At 40.8% G+C, this 22,963-nt stretch carries 23 protein-coding genes; 6 read left to right on the plus strand and 17 right to left on the minus strand.

Going from position 1 to position 22,963, the window contains the following annotated elements; all coding sequences use genetic code 11:
• Positions 1 to 7: 7 nt before the first annotated feature.
• The 7 genes from ACZYRN_RS13945 to ACZYRN_RS13975 form a co-directional block, all read right to left on the minus strand.
• On the minus strand, positions 8 to 586 hold the full coding sequence (locus ACZYRN_RS13945) for a TerD family protein (protein ID WP_488912204.1): 579 nt from the start codon (positions 584 to 586) through the stop codon (positions 8 to 10).
• 34 nt (positions 587 to 620) lie between these two features.
• Complete coding sequence (locus ACZYRN_RS13950) at positions 621 to 1,223, minus strand: TerD family protein (RefSeq protein WP_488912205.1); 603 nt, start codon at positions 1,221 to 1,223, stop codon at positions 621 to 623.
• Positions 1,224 to 1,447: 224 nt separating this feature from the next.
• Complete coding sequence (locus ACZYRN_RS13955; protein ID WP_488912206.1) at positions 1,448 to 2,389, minus strand: carbon-nitrogen hydrolase family protein; 942 nt, start codon at positions 2,387 to 2,389, stop codon at positions 1,448 to 1,450.
• A complete protein-coding gene (gene hisC / locus ACZYRN_RS13960) occupies positions 2,386 to 3,492 on the minus strand; it encodes a histidinol-phosphate transaminase (protein WP_488912208.1) in 1,107 nt (368 codons plus the stop codon). The genes ACZYRN_RS13955 and hisC overlap by 4 nt, the downstream gene beginning before the upstream one ends.
• 222 nt (positions 3,493 to 3,714) lie before the next feature.
• Positions 3,715 to 4,017, minus strand: a complete 303-nt coding sequence (locus tag ACZYRN_RS13965; RefSeq protein WP_488912209.1) for a hypothetical protein — start codon at positions 4,015 to 4,017, stop codon at positions 3,715 to 3,717.
• A 136-nt stretch (positions 4,018 to 4,153) separates the two neighbouring features.
• Entirely contained in the window at positions 4,154 to 5,611 is a 1,458-nt protein-coding gene (gene pdxR / locus ACZYRN_RS13970) for a MocR-like pyridoxine biosynthesis transcription factor PdxR (RefSeq protein WP_488912210.1), read from the minus strand.
• A 14-nt stretch (positions 5,612 to 5,625) separates the two neighbouring features.
• Entirely contained in the window at positions 5,626 to 5,823 is a 198-nt protein-coding gene (locus tag ACZYRN_RS13975; protein ID WP_488912211.1) for a hypothetical protein, read from the minus strand.
• Positions 5,824 to 6,320: 497 nt separating this feature from the next.
• Here ACZYRN_RS13975 and chrA point away from each other — a divergent pair, with 497 nt between their 5' ends.
• Positions 6,321 to 7,505: a chromate efflux transporter gene (gene chrA, locus ACZYRN_RS13980; protein ID WP_488912212.1), complete on the plus strand. Its 1,185-nt coding sequence runs from the start codon at positions 6,321 to 6,323 to the stop codon at positions 7,503 to 7,505.
• A 42-nt stretch (positions 7,506 to 7,547) separates the two neighbouring features.
• On the opposite strand, the gene ACZYRN_RS13985 is transcribed toward chrA, so the two are convergent.
• The gene (locus ACZYRN_RS13985) at positions 7,548 to 7,772 is read right to left on the minus strand and encodes a YczF family membrane protein (protein WP_488912213.1); all 225 of its coding nucleotides are present in this window, start codon (positions 7,770 to 7,772) and stop codon (positions 7,548 to 7,550) included.
• 123 nt (positions 7,773 to 7,895) lie between these two features.
• On the opposite strand from ACZYRN_RS13985, the gene ACZYRN_RS13990 reads away from it, so the two are divergent.
• The 4 genes from ACZYRN_RS13990 (at position 7,896) to ACZYRN_RS14005 (ending at position 13,115) form a co-directional block, all read left to right on the plus strand.
• The gene (locus tag ACZYRN_RS13990) at positions 7,896 to 9,524 is read left to right on the plus strand and encodes a spore germination protein (RefSeq protein ID WP_488912214.1); all 1,629 of its coding nucleotides are present in this window, start codon (positions 7,896 to 7,898) and stop codon (positions 9,522 to 9,524) included.
• A gap of 16 nt (positions 9,525 to 9,540) precedes the next feature.
• Complete coding sequence (locus tag ACZYRN_RS13995; RefSeq protein ID WP_488912215.1) at positions 9,541 to 10,740, plus strand: Ger(x)C family spore germination protein; 1,200 nt, start codon at positions 9,541 to 9,543, stop codon at positions 10,738 to 10,740.
• A gap of 7 nt (positions 10,741 to 10,747) precedes the next feature.
• Positions 10,748 to 11,845 carry a GerAB/ArcD/ProY family transporter gene (locus tag ACZYRN_RS14000; protein WP_488912216.1) on the plus strand — a complete coding sequence of 366 codons (1,098 nt, stop codon included), beginning with the start codon at positions 10,748 to 10,750 and terminating at the stop codon, positions 11,843 to 11,845.
• Positions 11,846 to 12,017: 172 nt separating this feature from the next.
• On the plus strand, positions 12,018 to 13,115 hold the full coding sequence (locus tag ACZYRN_RS14005) for a GerAB/ArcD/ProY family transporter (RefSeq protein ID WP_488912217.1): 1,098 nt from the start codon (positions 12,018 to 12,020) through the stop codon (positions 13,113 to 13,115).
• Between the two features lie 236 nt (positions 13,116 to 13,351).
• Here the strand turns inward: ACZYRN_RS14005 and ACZYRN_RS14010 are convergent, their stop codons facing one another.
• The 4 genes from ACZYRN_RS14010 to ACZYRN_RS14025 form a co-directional block, all read right to left on the minus strand.
• Positions 13,352 to 13,687, minus strand: a complete 336-nt coding sequence (locus ACZYRN_RS14010; RefSeq protein ID WP_488912218.1) for a YflT domain-containing protein — start codon at positions 13,685 to 13,687, stop codon at positions 13,352 to 13,354.
• Between the two features lie 82 nt (positions 13,688 to 13,769).
• Positions 13,770 to 14,135, minus strand: coding sequence for a hypothetical protein (locus ACZYRN_RS14015; RefSeq protein ID WP_488912219.1), 366 nt, complete (start codon positions 14,133 to 14,135; stop codon positions 13,770 to 13,772).
• Between the two features lie 407 nt (positions 14,136 to 14,542).
• Complete coding sequence (locus tag ACZYRN_RS14020; RefSeq protein ID WP_488912220.1) at positions 14,543 to 15,265, minus strand: glycerophosphodiester phosphodiesterase; 723 nt, start codon at positions 15,263 to 15,265, stop codon at positions 14,543 to 14,545.
• A gap of 156 nt (positions 15,266 to 15,421) precedes the next feature.
• Entirely contained in the window at positions 15,422 to 16,618 is a 1,197-nt protein-coding gene (locus ACZYRN_RS14025) for a class I SAM-dependent rRNA methyltransferase (RefSeq protein ID WP_488912221.1), read from the minus strand.
• Positions 16,619 to 16,733: 115 nt separating this feature from the next.
• On the opposite strand from ACZYRN_RS14025, the gene ACZYRN_RS14030 reads away from it, so the two are divergent.
• Positions 16,734 to 18,038: a purine/pyrimidine permease gene (locus ACZYRN_RS14030; RefSeq protein WP_488912222.1), complete on the plus strand. Its 1,305-nt coding sequence runs from the start codon at positions 16,734 to 16,736 to the stop codon at positions 18,036 to 18,038.
• 83 nt (positions 18,039 to 18,121) lie between these two features.
• On the opposite strand, the gene ACZYRN_RS14035 is transcribed toward ACZYRN_RS14030, so the two are convergent.
• The 5 genes from ACZYRN_RS14035 to ACZYRN_RS14055 all read right to left on the minus strand — a co-directional run bounded on the left by ACZYRN_RS14035 (position 18,122) and on the right by ACZYRN_RS14055 (position 22,959).
• Complete coding sequence (locus ACZYRN_RS14035) at positions 18,122 to 20,278, minus strand: type IA DNA topoisomerase (RefSeq protein ID WP_488912223.1); 2,157 nt, start codon at positions 20,276 to 20,278, stop codon at positions 18,122 to 18,124.
• Positions 20,279 to 20,458: 180 nt separating this feature from the next.
• Positions 20,459 to 21,574, minus strand: coding sequence for an RNA-guided endonuclease InsQ/TnpB family protein (locus ACZYRN_RS14040; RefSeq protein ID WP_488912313.1), 1,116 nt, complete (start codon positions 21,572 to 21,574; stop codon positions 20,459 to 20,461).
• Positions 21,575 to 21,589: 15 nt separating this feature from the next.
• Positions 21,590 to 21,988, minus strand: coding sequence for an IS200/IS605 family transposase (gene tnpA / locus ACZYRN_RS14045; RefSeq protein WP_488912225.1), 399 nt, complete (start codon positions 21,986 to 21,988; stop codon positions 21,590 to 21,592).
• A 124-nt stretch (positions 21,989 to 22,112) separates the two neighbouring features.
• Positions 22,113 to 22,319 (minus strand): hypothetical protein, encoded by a 207-nt coding sequence (locus ACZYRN_RS14050; protein ID WP_488912226.1) that lies wholly within the window; start codon positions 22,317 to 22,319, stop codon positions 22,113 to 22,115.
• Positions 22,320 to 22,386: 67 nt separating this feature from the next.
• The gene (locus ACZYRN_RS14055; protein ID WP_488912227.1) at positions 22,387 to 22,959 is read right to left on the minus strand and encodes a TetR-like C-terminal domain-containing protein; all 573 of its coding nucleotides are present in this window, start codon (positions 22,957 to 22,959) and stop codon (positions 22,387 to 22,389) included.
• Between the last annotated feature and the right edge of the window lie 4 nt (positions 22,960 to 22,963).

A 22,963-nucleotide genomic window follows, 5' to 3' on the forward strand; every position in this document is an offset into this window, starting at 1 on the left:
TGCGTGATTAAGCTTGCAAGCCGTAATCGTTAACGAGTGATGCTAACCCGCCTTGGTATCCGCTTCCAATCGCGCTGAATTTCCACTCGCCATTATGTCTGTACAACTCGCCTACAACGACCGCAGTTTCAATCGAGAAATCTTCTCCAAGATCATAACGGATCAGTTCTTCTTTGCTGTCATCACTTACGATACGCACAAAGCTGTTCGATACTTGTCCAAAGTTTTGGCTCCGCTCTTCCGCTTCATGAATCGTGATCGTGAACGCAATTTTTTCAATTGATTGCGGCACGTCTGAAAGATTGATTTTCACTTGCTCGTCGTCTCCGTCGCCTTCGCCTGTCAAGTTGTCCCCTTTGTGAACAACAGAACCATTGCCGCCCTCAAGGTTATTAAAGAAAACAAAGTCTTTTTCACTTTCACATTTGCCCGCTGCATTTAAAAGGAAGACAGATGAATCAAGGTCAAACGATTTGCCGCCATCATATTTATTTGTATCCCAGCCAAGACCGACTGTAATTTTTGATAAACCAGGATTACCTTTTGTTAAATCCACTTTTTGACCTTTACTCAATGAAATTGCCATGTAAAAACCCTTCTTTCTTATTCTTTATTTTGATTTAAGCAAATTTTTGCACGATTTCACTTAGTCCTGCGTCCTGTGTTCCTGTACCAACTGCCGCAAATTTCCAATCTGTTCCATTTCGATAGATTTCAGCAACAAGCAAGCTTGTGGAACCGGAATAATCTTCTGACAAACTGAATTTAAGCAGTTCTTCTTTACTAGCAGAGTTCACGACACGAATAAAGGCATTTTTAACCATACCAAAGTCTTGTTTTCGTGCTTTGCAATCATAAATATTTACAACGAACACAAGTTTATTAACAGAAGCAGGGATTTTTTTCAAATCGATTAAGATTTGTTCGTCATCTCCGTCACCATCGCCTGTTAAGTTATCACCTGTATGTACAATACTTCCACAGCTGCTTTTTAAATTACCAAAGTAAATGAGATTTTCTTTACCGGCAAATTTGTCGTTTTGAAGCATGATCACCGAAGCATCAATGTCAAAGCTTGAACCGCCGCCACCGCTAAACATCCCACGTAATCCGCCCGCTTTTTTCTGTACAGGATCCCAGCCAAGACCAACCATAATTTTTTCTAATCCTGGATTTCCTTTTGTCAAATCAATTCTTTGCCCTTTCTGAAGGACAATAGCCAAATCAATCACTCCTTAACAGTTAGTAAATGGAAAATCCTCCTCATTATTCGGATGACTCCTTCCATCTTCTACAAGCTTTATCATACTACATCCGTCTTCCTCATTACAAAAAAAAGCCTTTCAAAATGTTAAAAATAATTAATATGGCAGACGAGTGTCCATGTCAAAAAGAACCACAACTTATTTTGACGTCGTGGTCTTTCTTATTCTATTCGGTGAAGAAGTTATTTATTCCACTTCACGTTTTTCTGCTTTTCTTCGTTTACTGTCAGCTGAAATATATCCGGCCTTGAATAGTGGCCTGTGACATCAAAATCAAACTGGCTAAGTGCTATGTCCTGCAAATGTATATCTGCTATGATCATGTCTTCACGCCCATAAACAGGTTGTGCTATATAATCACCAAGAGGACCAACAATCGCACTTCCACCTGTACACATTTCCTCAGGAGACGAAGCGAGTTCATCATAGCAAACGAGATCGGACGGATACATATCTTTTGTCACATATTGGTTGCATGATAGGACGAAACAGCGTCCTTCCGCAGCAATGTGACGAATCGTTGACTGCCATAGCTCTCTTGAGTCCGCTGTCGGCGCAATATAAATTTGCACACCTTTCGCATACATCGCTGCCCGTGCAAGCGGCATATAATTTTCCCAGCAAATGAGCGCACCAATTCTCCCATATGGTGTATCGAAAACGGGCAATGTACTTCCATCGCCCTCTCCCCAGACGATTCGCTCCGCTGCAGTCGGCTTCAGCTTCCGATGTTTCCCTAGCATTGTTCCGTCCGGACCGAAAAATAACACTGTACAGTACAGTGTCCCTCCACTCGTTTCTTGGTCCCGTTCAATGACCCCAATTATTAAGTAGACTCCTGCTTTTTGCGCTGCTTCACCAAGTCGATCGGTCGCTTCACCAGGGACTAGAATCGAATTTTCTAAATAGCGCAGCCAATCTTGTCTACCTTCAACAGAACGACTGCCTATTTTCGTACCGAATGAAAGACCGCGTGGGTAAGCAGGAATAAATGCTTCAGGAAATACGACAATTTTCGCGCCTTTTTCAGCAGCTTCTATCGTTAAATCAATCGCCTTTTGCGTTGACGCTATCCCATCCATAATGACTGATGCCGCTTGTACAACAGCTACTTTTACCGTCATACTGCCAATCTCCCTTCATCCAAAATGGTAACCATTTCTTTTATAAATTCGGCATTTTCTTCAAGTGTACCGACTGACACGCGAATATAATCAGGCAGTCCCCAGATTGCCCCATACCGAACAATGATCCCTTTTGCGAGCAGCTTCTCATAAAACTCTTTCGCAGCGGAACCTATTTGAACAAGCACGAAATTACTCATACTTTTACTATAACCGATGTTCATTTTTTCCAATGCTTCATACAATTGTATCCGTCCTTTTTCGTTCACTATTTGCGAGTTTCGTACATGCTCATCATCATTGATTGCAGCCGTTGCCGCTGCCTGTGCAAGAGCATTAACGTTAAACGGTTCTTTCACTTTTAAAATTCGCTGAATAATATCTGCTCGGGCTACACCAAAACCGACTCTTATACCGGCAAGCCCGTAAATTTTCGAAAACGTCTGCAAGGCGATAACCGGATAACCAGATGCAATGTATTCGATTCCATCTGTGTAATCATCAGCTGCGGCATAATGCGAGTATGCCCCGTCAAACACAACGAGTATATGATCCGGCAATTTGTTTAAAAGCTGTTCGAACAGATTCTTCGGCAAATAGGTACCGGTCGGATTATTCGGTGAACAAAGATAAACGATTTTCGTCTGGTCCGTTACCGCATCTAAAATTACGTTAATATCATATTCAAAATCTGGTTCTAGTTTTGCAAGAACTACAGTTGCCCCCATTAAATGAGCACCAAAATCGTATTCGCTAAAAGATGGAGACGGGACAATAATTTCGTCACCATTTTCAAGAAATGTTTCCGATAAGAGCGTGATCAGTTCATCCGCTCCATTTGTAATGATTAACTCGGACGCAGTGACATTCAGTTTGTCGGCAATAGACTGTTTTAAGTGTACAGCGTCCGCATCCGGGTAGCGATTCAACGTTACAAGCTGCTGCATAATCGCTTCAACTGCTCTACTCGAAGGACCGAGTGGATTCTCATTCGATGCCATTTTAATAACACGTTCGAGTCCGAGTTCTATTTGTACTTCCCATATTGGTTTCCCCGGTGAATACGGTTGAATCTTTTCCAATGCTTTTCGTGATTGAATCATTTTCTCTAACTTCCTTTCTAAGAAATTGAAATAATTAATTTCTTCTATCATAATTTTTATTTCAAAAAAGAAACCATCCAATTACGAGGCAATATACCGATCCAATTGAAATCATTCAGGACTCTTCAACAGAACTCAACCTTTTAATGCAAAAAAAAGATAGAGCTGTCCCCCGCGTCAGTTGTTCACTAACTTTTGGGACAGCTCTATCTTGTCTTTTATTTAATACAACCGATTTTTAATCCAGAACCCTTGTGTTGCTGAAGCAAGTTCATTTTCAAAATAGTGCATAATCTGTTCTTTTGCTTCTTCTTCTGTATCGAATCGATTGAATTTCATACGTTCTTTAGCAAATTGTTCACGATTTAAGTAATAAATATGATCCGTTTCAAATACATATTTCTGATCAAGATCTTTTTTCAAACGAAACTTGATCTTCTTTTTCCCAACCATGATTTCCCATTGGCCACATATTTCAAATACGTCTTTTACATAACTAATTTCACTCAATGAATGTATCATCATATAAATTCTCCCTTTGTTGACTGTTTGTTTAAAATATATTACTTGATTCAGTCGATTCTGTAAATAAAAAGAAGAAAATTACATATATTCATAAAGAAATGATCGCTGAAAGAAAAAATAAAGCACCGGCCTTGTATTATGGAACCGGTGATTGGTCATTTTGTTGACAATAGCGAAGTGCTTCTGTAAATCTTGCTATTCCTTCGTTTATAACTCCTGTTTCTTCCCTTCCAAATGTAAAACGAATATAGCCTTTTTCCGAGCCGAAGACACTGCCTGGCACGAATGAAACGCCGCGTTTCATCGATTCCTCCAAAAGCTGATTTTCGTTGACTGATTTTTTTGGCCGACACCAAATATGAATGCCCCCTTCTGGAACAAAATAATCAATCTCTTCTTTTAAATAGCAATCAAAACTTTTGACAATTTCATCCCGACGTTCCTTTAATTCTTGGCGAATCCGATAAACATGCTCATCAAATGACGATGATTTCAAAAATTCATTCGCCGCCCATTGCGGAAAAATACTATGGCCAAAATCGACCTGTTGTTTTGCATCCGCAAGACGCTCGATGACATTTTCTGGTCCGATTACCCAGCCAATCCGGAGCCCCGAGGCAACAATTTTTGATAACGAACTAATATAAAGCACATTTCCGTTTTCATCCATCGCCTTTAGCGTCTTGCTCACTTTCCCATTAAAAGAGGTTAATGAATACGGATCATCTTCAATAATCGGAATACCAAGTTCAGTTGAAATTTCAAGAATTTTTTTTCGTCGGGCCATACTCATTTTCACACCCGTCGGATTATGATAATCTGGATTTAAAAAGATCATGCGGATGCGATGCTTTTTATGCAAGGCAATGACATCGTTAGGATTGATACCGTGCTCATCCACAGGCAACAATAGCGTATGTAAGCCCGCCGATTGGAAAACCGGTAGTGAATAGCAATAAGACGGATCTTCAATCGCAATCGTATCCCCAACTTTAAGCAAACATTGAATAATGAGGTGCAGTGCCTGCTGTGCACCGGACGTAATTAAGATCGACAACGGTGACGTGTGAATGTTTTTGTATTTTTTTACATGTTCTGTAATCGTTTCCCGCAGCGATTCATTCCCTTGCTGATGGTCGTAGCCGAGATGACCGAGAAACGGGATTTCCCCCATGATCGTTTTAAATTGTTCACTCGGCAACAGACTAGGCGATAATTCACCGCTCGATAAATTAATAAGGTGCCGGTTCTGATTTTCGGTACGAATGCGTTGGACGAGCGGCAGATTCGGCAAAAAAGAGCCATCTTCCATATAACGGCCCCAGTTTGGAATACGTTTATGTGATACTCCCCAAATATCGGTGCTGACGCGGGTACCGCTTCCTTTTTTTCGCTCGACAATGCCTAGCGACTGCAGTTCATCATACGCCGCGACGACCGTACTACGGTTCACACCGATCTCTTTCGCAAGAAGACGTTCTGATGGCAGTACACTTTCCGGTGAGAACAGACCGATGGAAATTCCATGTTCAATATAATCCGCAATTTGCTTATATACGGCTTTTTTTGCATTCCGGTCCGGTCTCCATTTCATATGATCACCTTCTTTTATGAAGTAGCCTCTACGATAAACCAAATGGTACCGACGGTGAATACGACAAACATGATCACATAAATAATCGTTAAATTAATGGTATTGCGCTTCGTTGATTCCCCGTATTTTGCCTCTTCCCGTCTCGTTACCAAAAAGGTACCGAATAGTGAAGCAGCTAAAATAATAATGATGATGGCAATCGCTATACTCATTTTTCATCTTCCTTTCCTTGATTATAGTTCCCCTATTAGCGCTCCTTTTTTCTAACAAGCCTGTCACTGACAAAATGCGTAACAAATAGATGGCCAAGGAACACAAACAGTCATACTAACCATCCACTTAATGGCTATATCCTCATCCTTTATCATAGAAAAGATCGACCAAAAAGGGCCATCCAATTTTATGGTATTTTCCCCATCCAATTTAAAAGCCTTTCCTTTATCATAACAGGAAAGGCTTTATTAATTATTACAAATTTTCGAACGGTGCTTCATGAAGACGACACAAGTGGCCATTCTCTTTTATTTTGTAACTATTCTATTAATGTTCTGTAAAGATCCATTGAATCAATTGTATTACATCAGAAACGAATGTTAAAATCAAGGACGACATTTAATAGTGATCATGGCTATAAGATCATGTCGTATTGTTGAAGCGCGTAAAAAAGTGTATGTATGACTCAATGAAATAACTGAATAAGAGGATGATTATGCGAAAAGTAGACTTCAAGAAATTAATAGAAATTTTGATTGTATCAACAAAGCTTGGTTTGACGTCATTTGGCGGACCGATTGCCCATTTAGGTTATTTTCATGAGGAGTATGTGCGAAGACGCAAATGGATGGATGAAAAAAGCTATGCTGATTTAGTAGCGCTCTGTCAGTTTTTACCCGGGCCCGCCAGCAGCCAGGTTGGAATTGGAATTGGTGTTATGCGCGGCGGTGTCATGGGCGGGATCATGGCCTTTATCGGTTTTACCATGCCATCGGTTATTGCACTCATTGTCTTTGCCCTCTTGTTACAAGGGCTTGATATAGGGGATGCCGGATGGATTCACGGGTTAAAAATTGTCGCAGTTGCGGTCGTCGCTCACGCTATTCTTGGTATGGCGCAAAAATTAACACCTGACCTTCAGCGAAAAGCGATTGCACTTGCTGGACTTACGATTACATTGCTTTGGCCGACCGTATTTACACAGGTTGGTGTCATTCTGTTAGCCGGTGTCTTCGGGTTTCTTCTATATAAGGAGGACACGCCAGACAAATCTGTCTCTTTCTCATTTCCGATATCCCGCCGATTAGGTACTTTCTGTCTCGCTCTCTTTTTCGGACTACTTATCGTCCTTCCAATTTTGCGTGAGATAACATCCGTGAGCTGGATCGCAATGTTCGATAGCTTTTATCGTGCTGGTGCACTCGTTTTTGGTGGAGGACACGTCGTTTTGCCGCTTCTCGAACGCGAATTTGTGCCAACAGGCTTGTTACAGGCAGAAGAATTTTTAGTCGGTTACGGGGCAGCACAAGCTGTGCCAGGTCCATTGTTTACATTTGCGGCTTATATCGGTGCCGTTATAAACGGCTGGCAGGGCGGCTTAATGGCAATACTCGCTATTTTCTTGCCAGCTTTTCTGCTCATTTTCGGTGCTCTTCCGTTTTGGGATGCGCTTCGCCACAACCCGAAAATTCAAGGAGCCCTTATGGGTGTTAATGCAGCCGTCGTCGGTATTTTACTTTCAGCGTTTTACACGCCCATATGGACAAGCTCTATTTTAGAGCCGATTGACTTCGTTTTTGCTGCGATCTTGTTCAGTATGCTCGCTTACTGGAAACTGCCGCCTTGGATCGTCGTTGTAACAGGAGCTGTTGGCGGAATGCTTATTTTCTCTATATATTGACTAGAGTAACGTTTAAGGAACAGATCAAATCTGTTCCTTTTTTTATTTATTTCCCTTTCTTTTATGGTGAAAATCAAGAAAAGGGCGTACTAACAGCATCGCAATCAGCACACAAAACGCGATCATTTCCCCTACAGGCATGACGTAAAAAGGATTTATTGTACTTCCAATCGCATCTCTCCAACTAAGGCCAACCATTTTATGTATGCCTATTGTAAAAGAAAGTAAACAAATGAGTATAAATATCGCAATGGCCAGGTTTTTCATTTAGATCACACTCCATATTACATAGTGTGTCCTTTCCCTATCTGTTTAAACAATCAATATGTATAGACTTGAAAGTACTCGGACAGAATGGTTAAAAAAAAGAAAGAAAGGTAATTTAATCCAATGCTTTCATTCTTCAAACAGAAGAAAAATAGAGGGATTCAACAGCAGCCAAAGGAAGAGATCTATGCAAATAAGTCTTCTGTCACGATGGATCGTTCTCTCTCCAAAAATCTGGAGGACATCAAACAAATGACAGGTAACAGTTCCGATATTGTGATTCGAAAACTCAAAATCGGCTATCAGGCAAAAATAGAAGCCGCTGTTCTTTTTGTGAAAGGACTTGTAGACAGTCGAGCCGTGGATGACTTATTTATTGAGTCGATGATGAAGAGCAGCCAGTTGCATGAAAAACTGAATCTTCAAGACATGATGGATCTGATCACACATGAAGTCATTCCTCTCGGTCAAGTTGAATCGATGCGGAATCTGGAGGATGTCGTTGACTCCTTACTGGCGGGCAATACCATTATTCTAATCGAAGGCATAAACGAAGCGCTCATAGCCAGTACACAGGGCGGGGCAAAACGATCCATTCAAGAGCCGACGACACATGTTTCGATCCGCGGATCAAAAGAAGGATTTACAGAAACGAATGAAACAAACATCGCCATGGTTCGCCGGATTATTAAAAGCCCGGATGTACGGGTGGAATCAATGACAATCGGGAAAATGACGAAAACAGACGTTTCGATTATGTACATAAAGGACGTAGCGAAAGAGGACATCGTTCAAGAAGTACGTGCACGATTAAAAAGAATTGACATTGACGGCATCATAGAATCAGGCTATATCGAACAATTGATTGAAGATCAGACCATGACACCCTTCCCGACGATTGATAACACGGAAAGACCCGATATGGTTGCAAGCAACCTTCTTGAAGGAAGGATAGCGATTTTTGTCAACGGGACGCCTTTTGTGCTTCTCGTTCCCGCTATTTTCGTTGGATTTTTCCAGATGTTTGAAGATTATAGCAGCCGTTTGGATATTGCAAATGGCCTCCGCTTTTTACGCGTCATTGCTTTCTTCATTTCGCTTGTAGGACCCGCTCTTTACGTAGCGGCAACGACGTTCCATCAAGAGATGCTCCCGACCCAATTGGTCTTTATTATTGCGGCACAAAGGGAAGCAGTGCCTTTTCCGGCCGTTTTCGAAGCGCTTCTGATGGAATTAACATTTGAAATTTTACGTGAAGCAGGGATCCGAATGCCGAAAGCGATCGGTTCGACGATTTCGATCGTAGGTGCTCTCGTCATCGGACAAGCGGCCGTGCAGGCGGGGATTGTCTCCCCGGCCATGGTCATTGTTGTTTCCATTACCGCCATCGCCAGTTTTGCGACGCCGGCTTATGGGATAGCCATTTCAGCACGCTTGATTCGATTTGTCTTTATCATCAGCGCAGCAACATTTGGCCTTTTCGGCTTAGTTCTTGCTTTCTTTATGATGATTGTCCATTTGTGCAGCTTGCGTTCATTCGGGGTTCCCTATATGACCCCGTTCGCCCCATTCTTTCCGTCCAATTTCAAAGACACGTTTTTCAGAAGACCTGTCTGGGCGATGAACGAAAGACCACGGATAGTCACTGGGGACAATGTAACTCGTCAAGGCGAAAACCAGAAACCGCAGCCTCCGATCTCTCGTGAAATGATCATGACAGACAAAGAAAAAGGTGACAAGCATGAATCGTAAAAGGGTTTTTCTTTTTTTGCTGACAATAAACGTTTTTTTGCTTTCTGGATGCTGGGGCAAAAGAGAATTAACTGATCTTGCCTTTGTCTCTGCTTATGCCCTTGATCTAAATGAAGATGGAAAATATGTGGCGACGTTACAAATTGCTAATCCCGGAAGCGTAGCCGGCGGACTTCAAGGCGGAGGCGGACAATCCTTTGCACCAATTATTGTTTATTCGGTCGAAGGGGAAAACTTGAGTGATATGGACGCTCGCATCACAAAAAAGCTCTCGCGAACGCCTTATTACGCTCATACAAACTTGTTCGTCATCAGCGATGAGCTGGCAAAAGAAAAAGGGCTCCCGCCAGTCCTGGATGAGCTTAGCCGTGACATTGAATTTCGGACTACAACGAGAGTCATTATCGCAAAAGATACAAAAGCACGAAATTTACTTACAACATTGACGGACATAGATAAAATACCTTCTACACAAATAATCCAAACAATGGAGACGACAGAAGAAAATCTAGGTGAAACCTTAAATATTCTTTTACGTGATGTAATGAACGACATCGTATCCACTGGGAAAGAGCCGGTCATTACTGGTTTCACGCTGAATGGGGATCCAGAACAGGGAAAAAAGATGGAAAACCTTCAATTATCCGGGCTTGATATATTTCCTGAAGCCGATGGATTAGCTGTTTTTAAAAATGGAAAGCTGATTGACTGGATCCATGGGGAAACCGCACGAGGAACGCTGTGGGCACGGAATGATATCAAAACGACAACGACAAGCATTAACTGGGAAAAAGAACAAAAAGCCATTGCCTATAAAGTGATGCGTCAAAAAACAAAGGTCTCTGCAACCATTACAAAAGGGAAGCCTAAAATCTCGATTTCCACTCGAGCAGAAGGAGACATTGCGGAAGTAAAAGTTCCGATCAATCTTACCGATTTGCATGTCATCGATAACATCGAAAAGGAGTTGGAAAAAGAAATCAAAAACGAAATTAAAAAAGCGGTGCGGCAAGCGCAAAAAAATAAATCGGACGTTTTTGGGTTTGGCGAAGTCGTGCATCGTACCGATCCAAAAGCGTGGAAAAAGCTTGAAATGGATTGGAATGACCGTACGTTTGCCGAATTAGAAGTCGACGTAAAGGTTAATGTCTTTATACGCCGCACGGGATTACTAAACAACTCACATCATACAACACTGAAAAAGGAAGGAGAGTGATCACCTGATGGAAAAAGCAAAAATTAGTGCCTATCAGCTGTTCACACTCATCCTTTTATTTGAACTTGGCAGCGCCTTGGTGCTTCCGCTTGCCCTTGAAGCGAAACAAGACGCTTGGCTGGCAATTCTCATCGCGATGGCCGGCGGTTTTTGTCTGTTTTTCATTCATTACGTCCTTTACCGCTATTATCCGGATCTTCCGCCGACGGAATATATGCAAATTTTACTAGGATCCGTTTTAGGAAAAATAGTCGCCTTCCTTTGTGTCCTTTATTTTTTATATGAAGCCGCAGTCATCTTGAACGTTTTTGGGGAATTGCTGGTCACCATTGCTTACCCGGCAACGCCTATATTTATTATCAATGCTCTCTTCATTGTGGTAATTGTTTACATGATTTATAAAGGTGTTGAAGTCATCTCCCGAACAAGTGAATTATTGGTTATTGCCATGTTGCTGCTTCTTTTGAGCGGCTCCATTTTAATAACGATTTCAGGAATTATTCATATCGAAAACGTAAGACCGGTACTGGAAGAAGGGCTTTCGCCTGTGATCAAAACCGCTTTCACAGACACACTGTACTTCCCCTTTGGACAAATCATCGTCTTTGCGATGATTTTCCCTTATGTCAAGGAACGTGAAAAAGTGAAACGCACCGGATTATGGGCAATGGGCATAAGTGGCCTCGTATTGGCACTTTTCGCCGCCATTAACATAAGTACGCTTGGCGTTGATTATACTTCCCGTTCACAATTTCCTCTTCTAGCGACGATCCAAACGATTCAAGTAGCCGGATTTTTGGAGCGTTTAGATATTTATTTTATCCTTTTTGTGATGATCGGCGGTTTTTTTAAAATAAGTCTATTTCTCTATGTGGCGGTGATGGGAGCATCTTCTTTATTTCATGTGAAATATCCTTCCCGTCTTGCTTATCCGATGGGCTTTGTCGTTTTACTTGTATGCATGGCCAACGCAAGCAGCTATGTGGAATATATTCAAGTTTGGATAAAGGTTGAATCGCCGTATATCAGTCCCTTATTTCAAGTCATCATTCCGATTCTTCTTCTCATTATTGCTTTTTTCAAAAACAGAAAGAAAGCAGCATAAGAAGAAGAAGATCCTTTTTATCGTTTATTCATTATCGTCACTCAGATGTTTACTTTTGATTACAGAAAGAAAGTTGATATTCAGTATGACATAATAAAACAGAACTTACCTCTTTAACTAGCCGAAGGAGACAGTGCAAAAATACTCTTTATAGAAGGGAAGAAATCACTCCTTGGAAAAAGCGAAAATTAGTGCCTATCAGCTGTTCACACTCATCCTTTTATTTGAACTTGGCAGCGCCTTGGTGCTTCCGCTTGCCCTTGAAGCGAAACAAGACGCTTGGCTGGCAATTCTCATCGCGATGGCCGGCGGTTTTTGTCTGTTTTTCATTTATTACGGCCTTTACCGCTATTATCCGGATCTTCCGCCGACGGAATATATGCAAATTTTACTAGGATCCGTTTTAGGAAAAATAATCGCCTTCTTTTTTGTCCTCTATTTTGTGTATGTAGCCGCAGGCATATTGCGCGCTTTTGGGGAAATGCTGGTCACCATTGCTTACCCGGCAACGCCTATATTTATCATCAACACTCTCTTCATTCTGGTAATGGTTTATATAGTTTATAAAGGAATTGAAGTCATTTCCCGAACAAGTGAAGTGTTGTTTGTCGCCCTGTTGCTGCTTCTTTTGAGCGGCTCCATTTTAATAACGATTTCAGGAATTATTCATATCGAAAACGTAAAACCGGTACTGGAAGAAGGGCTTTCTCCGGTAATCAAAGCCGCTTTCACAGAAACGCTGTACTTCCCCTTTGGACAAATCATCGTCTTTGCGATGATTTTCCCGTATGTCAATGAACGTGAAAAAGTGAAACGCACCGGATTATGGGCAATGGGCATGAGTGGCCTCGTATTGTCATTTTTCACAGCCATTAACATAAGTGCCCTTGGCGTTGATTATACTTCCCGTTCACAATTCCCTCTTCTAGCGACGATCCAAACGATTCAAGTAGCCGGGTTTTTAGAGCGTTTAGATATTTATTTTATCCTTTTTGTGATGATCGGCGGTTTTTTTAAAATAAGTCTATTTTTTTATGTGGCGGTGTTGTCAGTGTCCCATTTATTTCATGTGAAGCATCCTTCCCGTCTTGCTTATCCGATAGGCATTGTCATTTTACTTGTATCCATGGCCATGGCAAGCAATTATACGGACTATACTCAAGTATGGGCAACGGTTGTCACGCCGTATGTCGATGCCTGGTTTCAAGTCATCATTCCGATTCTTCTTCTCATCATTGCTTTTTTCAAAAACAGAAAGAAAGCAGCATAGGAAGAAGATCCTTTTATCGTTTATTCGTTATCGTCACTCAAATGTTTGCTTTTGATTAAAATTCGTCTTTTAAAGTTAACGTTATAATGAATAAGATTAAGGATATTGTTTAGTTCCTTTATGAATAAATAGCTAGATACACAATAAAAACAGAACTTATCCTTGATTATGGATAAGTTCTGTTTTTATAAAATATACGAAATGCAACTTAATTTTTTTATGTTGCGTTTTGACTATTACATTACGGTCTTTTCATCTTTAGAGATTAATAAAATTTTGCCTGCATCAAGCCTTTGTTCATACGCCTGTGCCTCGGCTGAGCTTAAACCAATCTCCTCCATTTTAGAGCGGAGTGTATCCCCTTTGCTGCGAAACATATTTTTCATAGCTGTTCCTAGGCCCGTTTCATCGACCCCGATTTTTTCTGCATCCGATCTGTCGGCCACTTCCTCCGTTACACGATTGTCATGAGCAAGCACAAATACTTCCTCTTCTGCTACTCCTCTAGTATGCAGACTGTTCGCTGCCTGAACAGCTTCCTCAATTGTATTGTATTCCTGTACTGTTGCCATTTCTATCTCTCCTTTTTAAATCCTTTATATCCATTCAATTGACTAAACACAGAGTGTTTAAACCTAAAATCAACTTATTTTATTATTTCTTTTCCTCATCTTGAGGATTATTTTCAGGATCTAGCTGATCGTCTACTTCGCCATCATCAATCCCGTTATCTTGATCTACACCATCATTTATACCACTGTCCGTATCTTCAGGATTGTTTTCCGGATCCAGTTGATCATCTGTTTCGCCGTCATCAATCCCATTATCTTGATCTTCTCCATCGTTTATACCACTATCTGTATCTTCAGGATTGTTTTCCGGATCTAGCTGATCGTCCACTTCGCCATCGTCAATCCCATTATCTTGATCTTCTCCATCTGCACATCCGGCTAAGCCGCCAAGTGTTAATGTCGCAGCCATCCCACCAGCAAGTAATTTCTTTTTCCAATTAGAATCCATTGTTACATCCTCCTTTGAACTGACTGAATATTCTTATGTACATTACCCTTTCCTTTCATGTGGCAAACAAAAGAATGATAGTCTGCCACTTAATAAAGTAAGACTTTATCTCTTTAACTTGAAGCAACCTTATCTATCGCTCTCTCTATACTTTATAATCATTATAAACAGATATTGACTTTCGTGTAAGAAGTGTTATTATTACGTTATCAACTAAAAATAAAAAAGAGAGATCCAACCGAAGCAGGATATCTCTTTTGTCTCAAAAGGAGAAAAAACATGAGCATTAAAAAAATTTGTCCGCATTGCCATACACAGTTAAAAAAATTAAAGCACAGCACCATTTGTGGATGCGGAGTTAAATTGACAACTGTTGCACGAACCAAAAAGTAATGATTATTCCTTACTCATAAAAATCGTTCTGGAAAATCAGTCATAATTGCTTCTATAGGAACACCACTTCTTTTTACACGATTCCACTCTTTCATGTCGTTAACTGTATAGAGCCGGAGCAGCATCCCGCTGTCAATTGCTTCCTTCCCGTAATTACTGATTGCAAATGATACTTGCGTATGCAGTGCAGTCAACCCTAGCTTTTTCGCAGTCTTTACGGCTTCACGCGGAATTCGCCAAACGAGACCAGCCGTTGCAATATACGGATCCAATTTAATCACACGATCTATACTGTCTATATTAAAGGATGAAATAATCACCCTTCCTCTCATCTTATACATATCAATCAATTTAAGAACTTTTTGCTCGATACCGTAATAAGGTACTTTGTTTGTTTTTAATTCAATATTAATCTGTAAATTGTTTCCTGTTGCCCACGTGAAAAATTCACCCAGCGTTAAAATTTTTTCACCTGAAAAGTGGGGATGAAACCAACTTCCTGCATCAAGCTCCGCCATTTCGGCGTATGTCATTCGCTCAATGGCCCCTTTTCCATTTGTCGTTCGGTTGACCGTCTCGTCGTGAATGATCACAATTTCACCGTCTTTCGTCATTTGCACATCAAGCTCAATGCCATCTGCACCTAAACGAACCGCCGCTTCAAAAGCCGCCATCGTATTTTCCGGATGCGTACCGCTCGCACCCCGATGAGCGAAAATAGCCGGTTTTTTATTCATGTATTCACATCCCTTTCACATACATATCTATACGGTCATCTTACGTGAAAAAAGAAAAGAAGTCACAATTGTGTCTCTTGGCGAAAATGGCTTGACCACTCTTACGATAAAAGAGATCTTACAGACGTACACTGCAAGATCTTTTTATTCAATAATTCATTTTTTTATTTTGACAAAAAGCACTTTTAAATAATTGCCTTCTGGAAACTCGTCCACTGTCTGAAAATCATCCGGCAGTGTATACTGCTCTAAAATAGAATAGGCCACTCCTTTTTCTTTGCATGCATCTTTAATAAATCCTTTAAATCTTTTCAAATCAACGTTACTGCTATTCGTCGATGCCACGATCACACCATTGTTTTTCGTTAAATCAATCGTTTCTTTCAACAGTTTTACATAATCTTTTGCTACGCTGAACGTACGCTTTTTCGTTTTCGCAAAACTTGGCGGATCAACAACAACAAGGTCAAATGTCCGCTCTTTCCGTGCTGCATACTTAAAGTATTGAAACACATCCTCTACCACAATTTCATGTTCACCGGCATTTAAATCATTTGCTTCAAACTGCTCGATTGTTTTGGCACGGCTTCGGTTTGCAACATCGACGCTCGTTGTCTTTTTTGCACCGCCAAGGGCGGAGCACACAGAAAATGCACCCGTGTATGAAAACATATTGAGCATTTCTGCGTCTTTTGAATAGCGTTCCCGGATCGCTTTTCTTACATCACGCTGATCAAGAAAGATTCCTGTCATGGCACCGTCATTTAAATCAACCGCAAAATTCACGCCATTTTCCTTCACAATAATTGGAAATTCTCCTCGTTCGCCTGCAACAAAATCATCGTCTTCTATATATTTTCCTTTTTGATCAAATCTCTTTTTCTCATAAATGCCTATATAGTCAATCTTCTCTTTCATTGCAGCGAGAAGATCCTCTCGGAATGAATAGATCCCCAGGCTGTACCAGTGAATAACGTAAAAACCGGCATAATAATCAATAATGAGCCCGCCAATACCGTCTCCTTCTCCATTAAAGACACGAAATGCTGTCGTATCCGGATCTTTAAACAAATGCTCGCGCTTCTTCAATGCCGTTTCGATCTTTTTGGCAAAAAAAGCAGCGTCAATGCACTCTTCTGGCTCACGGGTAATGATCCACCCCACCCCTTTATTTTGCACACCGTAATAACCCGTTCCAATGTAGTTTTTCTTCTCATCAAGAATACGGATAATCATTCCTTCTTTTTTGAGTACTTTACTGTTTTCCACCGCGTCTTTTTCAATAAGCGGGTATCCTTTTCGGAGCTTTACTGCCGCCTGTTTATTCACTTTTACATTTACAATTGTTTTCATCAAGGCCCCTCACAAGCTTTTTTCTTTATCTTATCAAAGTTCACATAAAAACGGCATCTATTCTTCTTATGTTACAATGAAAAAAAACGGTATCGAAGGGATTTGGTGAGCCTTGATGAAAATAATAGCAGGTTCCTTGCAATGGGCTGTGTTTTTAATTGCTTCATCTATCGCTGCACCAGTCGCCATTGCAGCGCTTTTTCACCTAGACGGTGCAGATACAGCTTCTTTTGTTCAACGAACGATATTTGTTCTCGGCGTCGCCGGGATTTTGCAAGGCCTTTTTGGTCATAAACTCCCTATTAATGAAGGACCGGCCGGATTGTGGTGGGGAGTGTTTACCATCTACGCTGGATTTATTGGTGTACTATACACAACCGCAGATGCTACGCTGCAAGTATTGCAAAGCGGTATGCTTTACAGCGGTGTGCTCTTTATTTTATTCGCTGCTACAGGTCTGATGAACCGCATGAAAGAGCTGTTTACACCAACGGTCACATTCGTTTATTTACTGCTGCTCGTTCTTCAGTTAAGCGGTACGTTCGTCAAAGGGATGATGGGGCTGCCAAATGAATCAGGTAAAGTCGATGGTCTCGTTATTTTAGGAAGTGTCATTACAATGGCCTTCACGTTTTGGATAAGTGGTCATCAGCATACTCTGCTAAGAAGATACTCTGTTTTAATCGCTATTTTTGCAGGCTGGCTTGTGTTTCTTCTTCTTCAAAAAACAGAAGCACCCGTTTTCACTGGGCAAGCGGTTCTATCTATTCCGGATGTTTTCATTTTTGGTCCGCCCGTCTTAGAACCTGGTATGATGATCACATCCTTTTTTATTACTCTTTTATTAATTGCTAATATGATGGCCTCGCTCCGTGTCATGGAAGGGACCTTAAAGAGAGAATTTCACGAAGAAGTGCCGAACCGGGTGAGACAAGCCGGTATTTTCGCCGGGATTAATCATTTTATCGCTGGAGCCTTTTCTGCTGTGGGACCAGTCCCCATTTCCGGGGCTGCTGGTTTCGTATCGGCAACGAAAATGCGTGCGTTGCTGCCTTTTATTTTCGGTTGCCTGCTCGTCATCATCATCACCATTTTTCCGGCTGCCATGCTGTTACTCTCATCACTGCCTGCTCCTGTTGCGTATGCCGTTACATTTGTTATTTTCACTGGCATGGTTCGCATGGCTTTTCAAGAACTCTCCGGCGCGAAAAACACCGAACAATCGCTTAAAGTCGCGGCAATCGGCCTCATGATCGGGGTCGGCTTTATGTTTCTGCCGCCCGATAGCGTCGCTGAACTGCCGGCTGCAATCACCGCTACACTTTCAAACGGGCTGATCACCGGAACCGTTGTATCCCTCCTGTATGAACAATGGCTGATCTGGCGCGCGTCGAGAACGAACGGGCAGAAATCCGTTTGAGTGGGCAGAAAAAGCGACCTTGCACAGAATGCAAGGTCGCTTTTTTGCCTATAATGAACCGTTTTAAAATCAGATGACAACTACTATTTAATGAATTCCATTTTCCAACTGTAGTACTCATTCTCGTCATTTTTTTCGTACCGCATATTCGCATCAAATTTATTCCCTTTTTTGCTTTTTAATCCCTTCACCGTCACGACCCCATTTTTCAACAGTGATTTTACCATCGTTTTCGTCGGCTTTTTCTTCATTGCTGCTAAAAACTTGTCATTCTTCCAAATAACAAACTTACAGCCGCTTTTCCAATTGCTGCAGCCAAACCCTTTTTGGCCTTCAATGACAGCATGTCCGCAAACCGGGCATTTTCCGAGCACTTCATTGGTCTGGCGCTGTGCTGCAACTTCTTTAATGGTTATTTCTTCTTCACTTTTGATGGTCTGAACGGATCTCGCAGTAAAATCAAAGATGACCTGTAAAAATTCTTCTTTGCTGCATCTTCTTTTTTCGATATCGAACAGCGATTTTTCTAAGCGTCCTGTAAATTCTAAGTCAAACAAATCTTTAATTGGAAATGTCTCAACTAGCTTTCTGCCTAATTGTGTACACAACAGATTTTTATTTTCAGCGGTAATATAACCAACATCTTTTAACTTTTTAATGGTTTCAGCTCTTGTCGCTGGCGTTCCTATGCTAAAACCACTTAAAATTGTATTTATATTTTCTTCATTTTCCTCATGGGTATCATAATTTTTACCGCAGGTCTCCATCACCCGCAGCAACGTTCTTTCCGTGTGCTGTTTTGGCGGCTTTGTTACATGTGATGTTATTTCGTGACTAATCAAATCAACATAATCATTCATCTGAACGAGCGGCAAAATAACATCTTTAGATTGAACACTCTCTACCTTTTTCCAGCCTTCTACAAGCTGTACTTTTCCTTTAGTTATAAATAAACCCTTTAGATCTATGTTCTTCATTTTTGTTTCAATTCTCGTTTCTTCATACTCTGCTACAGGCATAAACTGCATAATCAACCTGTTTTTTATAGCCGTATATACTTGCTCTTCATCCATAGTCAGCTTTTTCGGTTTTACATAGGTAGGAACAATAGCGCTATGACTTTCTACTTTTGAGTTATCAAATACTCTTTTAGACTTTACAAATTTAATTTCATTTTTATATGGCAAGTCTTCCGATAACGTTTCTACTACCTTTGCTGTTTTACTAACGAGGCTTTCTTCTAGAGCGATACTCGAAGTCCGCGGATACGTAATAAATTTTTTCTCATACAAAGATTGGGCCACTTTTAATACTTTATCCGATGTCCACCCCTTATATTTATTCGTAATATACCCTTGCAAATTAGAAAGGTTAAATAAATAAGGGGGATATTCGTTTTTCTTTTGTACTTGCTTATCACTAACGGTTGCTGATGGATCTGTTAACATCTTTTGAATCGCTTCTAACGTTTCTTTGCTCTTAAACTTCTCTTCTTTACCTTCAACGTATGTTCCTTCATACTCTTGCTCATCTTTTGTTTTAAAAATAGCTTGAAGTTTAAAATAATGTTCCGGAACAAAGTTCTCAATTTCTTTATCCCGATCATAGATAATCTTTAACGTTGGCAATAACACTCGGCCAATATTTAAAGCCTTCCCCTTCCCTTTTTGATATTTAAGAGTCGCTACTGATGTTAAGTTTATTCCAATTGTCCAATCCGCCCATTGACGGCTCACTCCTGCATCTTGTAAAGGCTTGAGTTCTGAATTCAGCTTCATATTTTCCAGCCCTTTTATCACCTCAGCCGCTGTCCATTCATTTAATAATAATCGGTAAACATTTTTATCTGTCCCAAGGTTATAAATGATACTGTCTCCTATTATTTGGCCTTCTCGATCATAGTCACACGCAGAAATAATAGTGTCTACATCTTGCCTTTTCATCAAACTTTGAATAATCTTTAATTGCTTTCTCGCACCTCCGTCTGGCTTTGCCCTGTTTCTTGGATCTTCTTTTACTTTATATTTAAAATTTGGGGGAATAAATGGAAAATTATTCATTTTCCATGTAGACATTTTGTCATCATAATCTTTTGCATCGTATAGTTGAAGTAAATGGCCAAACGCCCATGTAACAATATAACCGTTTCCTTCAAAATAACCGTCTTGACGGCCTTTTATCTTTAGTGCATCTGCAATATTCTTAGATACAGATGGCTTTTCCGCAATAATTAACTTCATTTGATGAACCACCTCACATGTGAACAACTCACCACTTAACGCTCTTGCGAGCAGTTTGAAGTGGGAGCTTCCTGCTTCGCAGATCACAGCATAACAGGGTTCCTGATACGTCTTACATGATTTCCACAGGCGTAGTTTATACTGTTTGGACATGACCCTGCCCTACAGTTTAGTTATGTTTTATTCAGCCGTCGCCAATTGTTCCAATCCTTTTTTGGGTATATTCAGGCTGGCATTATAGTCACGATCCAGTACAACGCCGCATTTTGTGCAGACATGTGTGCGGATAGACAGGGATTTCTTTACACGCTCGCCGCAAGAAGAACAGTCTTGTGATGTATATTTCGGCTCTACTTTGATCAGTAAGCCACCCTCCTTTTCGCATTTGTAGGCCAGCATGTTTCTGAACATGCCCCAGCCAGCATCAGAAATGGATTTGGATAGCTTTTTGTTCTTCACCATGTTTCGGATATTCAGATTTTCCACAGCAATAACTGAATAGTCCTTTGACAAATTATAGCTTAGTTTATGGAGAAAATCACGGCGCTGGTTCGCCACTTTTTCATGAAGCTGGTGGACACGTTGTACTTGCTTAACATAGTTGGCAGAACCTCTTTTCTTTTTTGAGAGTTTGCGCTGCGCTTTCTTCAGTTGTTTCTCTTTCTTACGGAGAAATCTTGGATTCTCATATTCCGTTCCATTCGAAAGAACCGCATACTTATTTATTCCAACGTCAATACCAACCGCTTTATCTGTATCAACAGATAATGGCAGCGCTTGTCTTTCGACACAGAAAATAGCGTACCATTTGCGGCCTTGACGTTTGATGGTAAGCTGCTTGATTTTGCCTTCAATTGGACGGTGAAGAAGAATATCTATTTCACCCAACTTTGTATTATGCAACTTACCGTTGTCTGAAAAGGACATAGCAAATTTGTAACCTTTATTATTCAAGCCAAACTGAGGGAACGTTATGCTGTTATAATCCTTGTATTTCTTCACTTTTGGATACTTTGAGTCCTTGCGGAAGAAGTTCTCGAAAGCCTTTTTTAAGCGCAAGAATACATCCTGAACAGATTGAGAAGGAATTTCTTTTAAGAATGGATACTTCTCTTTGTCAATCTTCATCTGTTTTCTCATATCGTACATGTCATAACTTTCTTTGGACTGACGGTATTTTCGCTGCTTATCCAAAAGGGCAGAATTATAGAGCTGACGGCAGTAGTTCAACCAGCGGTCTAACGTGTCTTTCTGTTCTTCTGTTGGAAAGATTTCGTATTTCTGATTCAGTAACATGGCCGTCACCTCCAATTATTTCTGACCTTGGCTTTCCATGTATTTCTTAATGACTTCTATGGGTGCGCCGCCAGTCGTCAGCAGACAGAAGCTTTTCGACCAAAACATTTCTTTCCACAGGCTTTTTCTTACTTGTGGAAAATCTCTTTTGATCAGCCGAGAACTAGCGCTTTTATAGGCATTGATAAATTTTGATAGTTCTGTATTCGGATAAGCCTTGAACAGAATATGAACATGATCACTATCATGATTCCACTCCATCAATGTGATATTGTAATTCAGGCCGATACGCATAAACGTTTCTTTTGCATAATCAGACATATCATCATTGATCACTTTTCTTCGATATTTTATAGATAAGACCAAGTGGTAGTGCATCAAGAATACTGAATGATTATTGTTATCTAGTTCCATTGATATATCAACCTTTCTTACTTATAAGACTGATTATTTCAAAAATGGAAGAAAAATACAAGAGCTTTCAGCTAACGTCAACCGACATTCATCTCCCACTTTCACTGGGCTACGCCCGTAACATTTAGAAGTGGGAGGCTTCTTTTGGAAAGCATGCTAAAATTTCCAATCCTAACTCACCTAACTTATTGTATACATGCTTACAGCAACGCAAATAGACAGATGTGCATTCGGCAATGAAAAAGGGCAGAGAAGTGAAACCTTTCGAATGACGATACGACGCTGCCAGTACTTGTGCCTGCAAAGCTTTTTCTGCCACAATCGCCTGCATTCTCTTTCCCGCCGCCCGGATAAAACAAGTGTTCGTTAATGCCTATTATAATCAGATCATGTGTGTTTTACAAATTATTTTTAACTGGAAATCCTTTCAAAAACGTTTTAATCATCATATGAAAACTTTCATTAAGGTTGAGCGGCAAACCGAATCCGCCTGTCTGCTCAATGGACGTGAAACCGTGAAGCATGCTGCGTAATCCCCGCACCATATGGAGAGTTGTTTCGTCATCTAGTTTATATGCAGCCATCACTTGAACAACAATCTGGACAACTTTTCCCTGCGCTTCTCTTAAATCAGGTGCATGAAGGTCTGGTGCGTGAAATGTCGCTTCATACAAACCTGGGTGCTGACGCGCAAAGTGGATATACGCCAGGCTGAGCGCATATACCGCTTCATCGCCGGAGAGTCCAATGGCGGCTCCAATCATTTGTTCATATAATTTCCCACAGCCAAATACAGCCAGTCTCTGTTTCAACTCGGATAGACCGCCTATATGGTTATATAAAGAGGGAGGGCGAATCGATAAGGCTTCGGCCAATTTTCCAATTGATAAGTCTTCATAACCATCTCGATCAATTATTTCAACTGCTTTTTGCAAAACAATCTCTGCATCTATACCTACTCTTGATGCCATTATA

The sequence above is a fragment of the Domibacillus sp. F004 genome, from assembly GCF_057814295.1.

What these genes read in the sequence shown, in the direction of transcription:
- ACZYRN_RS13945 (WP_488912204.1), bottom strand. Translation starts at nt 586, where the DNA reads ATGGCAATTTCATTGAGTAAAGGTCAAAAAGTGGATTTAACAAAAGGT.
- ACZYRN_RS13955 (WP_488912206.1), bottom strand. Translation starts at nt 2,389, where the DNA reads ATGACGGTAAAAGTAGCTGTTGTACAAGCGGCATCAGTCATTATGGAT.
- hisC (WP_488912208.1), bottom strand. Translation starts at nt 3,492, where the DNA reads ATGATTCAATCACGAAAAGCATTGGAAAAGATTCAACCGTATTCACCG.
- ACZYRN_RS13965 (WP_488912209.1), bottom strand. Translation starts at nt 4,017, where the DNA reads ATGATGATACATTCATTGAGTGAAATTAGTTATGTAAAAGACGTATTT.
- pdxR (WP_488912210.1), bottom strand. Translation starts at nt 5,611, where the DNA reads ATGAAATGGAGACCGGACCGGAATGCAAAAAAAGCCGTATATAAGCAA.
- ACZYRN_RS13975 (WP_488912211.1), bottom strand. Translation starts at nt 5,823, where the DNA reads ATGAGTATAGCGATTGCCATCATCATTATTATTTTAGCTGCTTCACTA.
- chrA (WP_488912212.1), top strand. Translation starts at nt 6,321, where the DNA reads ATGCGAAAAGTAGACTTCAAGAAATTAATAGAAATTTTGATTGTATCA.
- ACZYRN_RS13985 (WP_488912213.1), bottom strand. Translation starts at nt 7,772, where the DNA reads ATGAAAAACCTGGCCATTGCGATATTTATACTCATTTGTTTACTTTCT.
- ACZYRN_RS13990 (WP_488912214.1), top strand. Translation starts at nt 7,896, where the DNA reads ATGCTTTCATTCTTCAAACAGAAGAAAAATAGAGGGATTCAACAGCAG.
- ACZYRN_RS14000 (WP_488912216.1), top strand. Translation starts at nt 10,748, where the DNA reads ATGGAAAAAGCAAAAATTAGTGCCTATCAGCTGTTCACACTCATCCTT.
- ACZYRN_RS14010 (WP_488912218.1), bottom strand. Translation starts at nt 13,687, where the DNA reads ATGGCAACAGTACAGGAATACAATACAATTGAGGAAGCTGTTCAGGCA.
- ACZYRN_RS14015 (WP_488912219.1), bottom strand. Translation starts at nt 14,135, where the DNA reads ATGGATTCTAATTGGAAAAAGAAATTACTTGCTGGTGGGATGGCTGCG.
- ACZYRN_RS14020 (WP_488912220.1), bottom strand. Translation starts at nt 15,265, where the DNA reads ATGAATAAAAAACCGGCTATTTTCGCTCATCGGGGTGCGAGCGGTACG.
- ACZYRN_RS14025 (WP_488912221.1), bottom strand. Translation starts at nt 16,618, where the DNA reads ATGAAAACAATTGTAAATGTAAAAGTGAATAAACAGGCGGCAGTAAAG.
- ACZYRN_RS14030 (WP_488912222.1), top strand. Translation starts at nt 16,734, where the DNA reads ATGAAAATAATAGCAGGTTCCTTGCAATGGGCTGTGTTTTTAATTGCT.
- ACZYRN_RS14035 (WP_488912223.1), bottom strand. Translation starts at nt 20,278, where the DNA reads ATGAAGTTAATTATTGCGGAAAAGCCATCTGTATCTAAGAATATTGCA.
- ACZYRN_RS14040 (WP_488912313.1), bottom strand. Translation starts at nt 21,574, where the DNA reads ATGTTACTGAATCAGAAATACGAAATCTTTCCAACAGAAGAACAGAAA.
- tnpA (WP_488912225.1), bottom strand. Translation starts at nt 21,988, where the DNA reads ATGGAACTAGATAACAATAATCATTCAGTATTCTTGATGCACTACCAC.
- ACZYRN_RS14050 (WP_488912226.1), bottom strand. Translation starts at nt 22,319, where the DNA reads ATGCAGGCGATTGTGGCAGAAAAAGCTTTGCAGGCACAAGTACTGGCA.
- ACZYRN_RS14055 (WP_488912227.1), bottom strand. Translation starts at nt 22,959, where the DNA reads ATGGCATCAAGAGTAGGTATAGATGCAGAGATTGTTTTGCAAAAAGCA.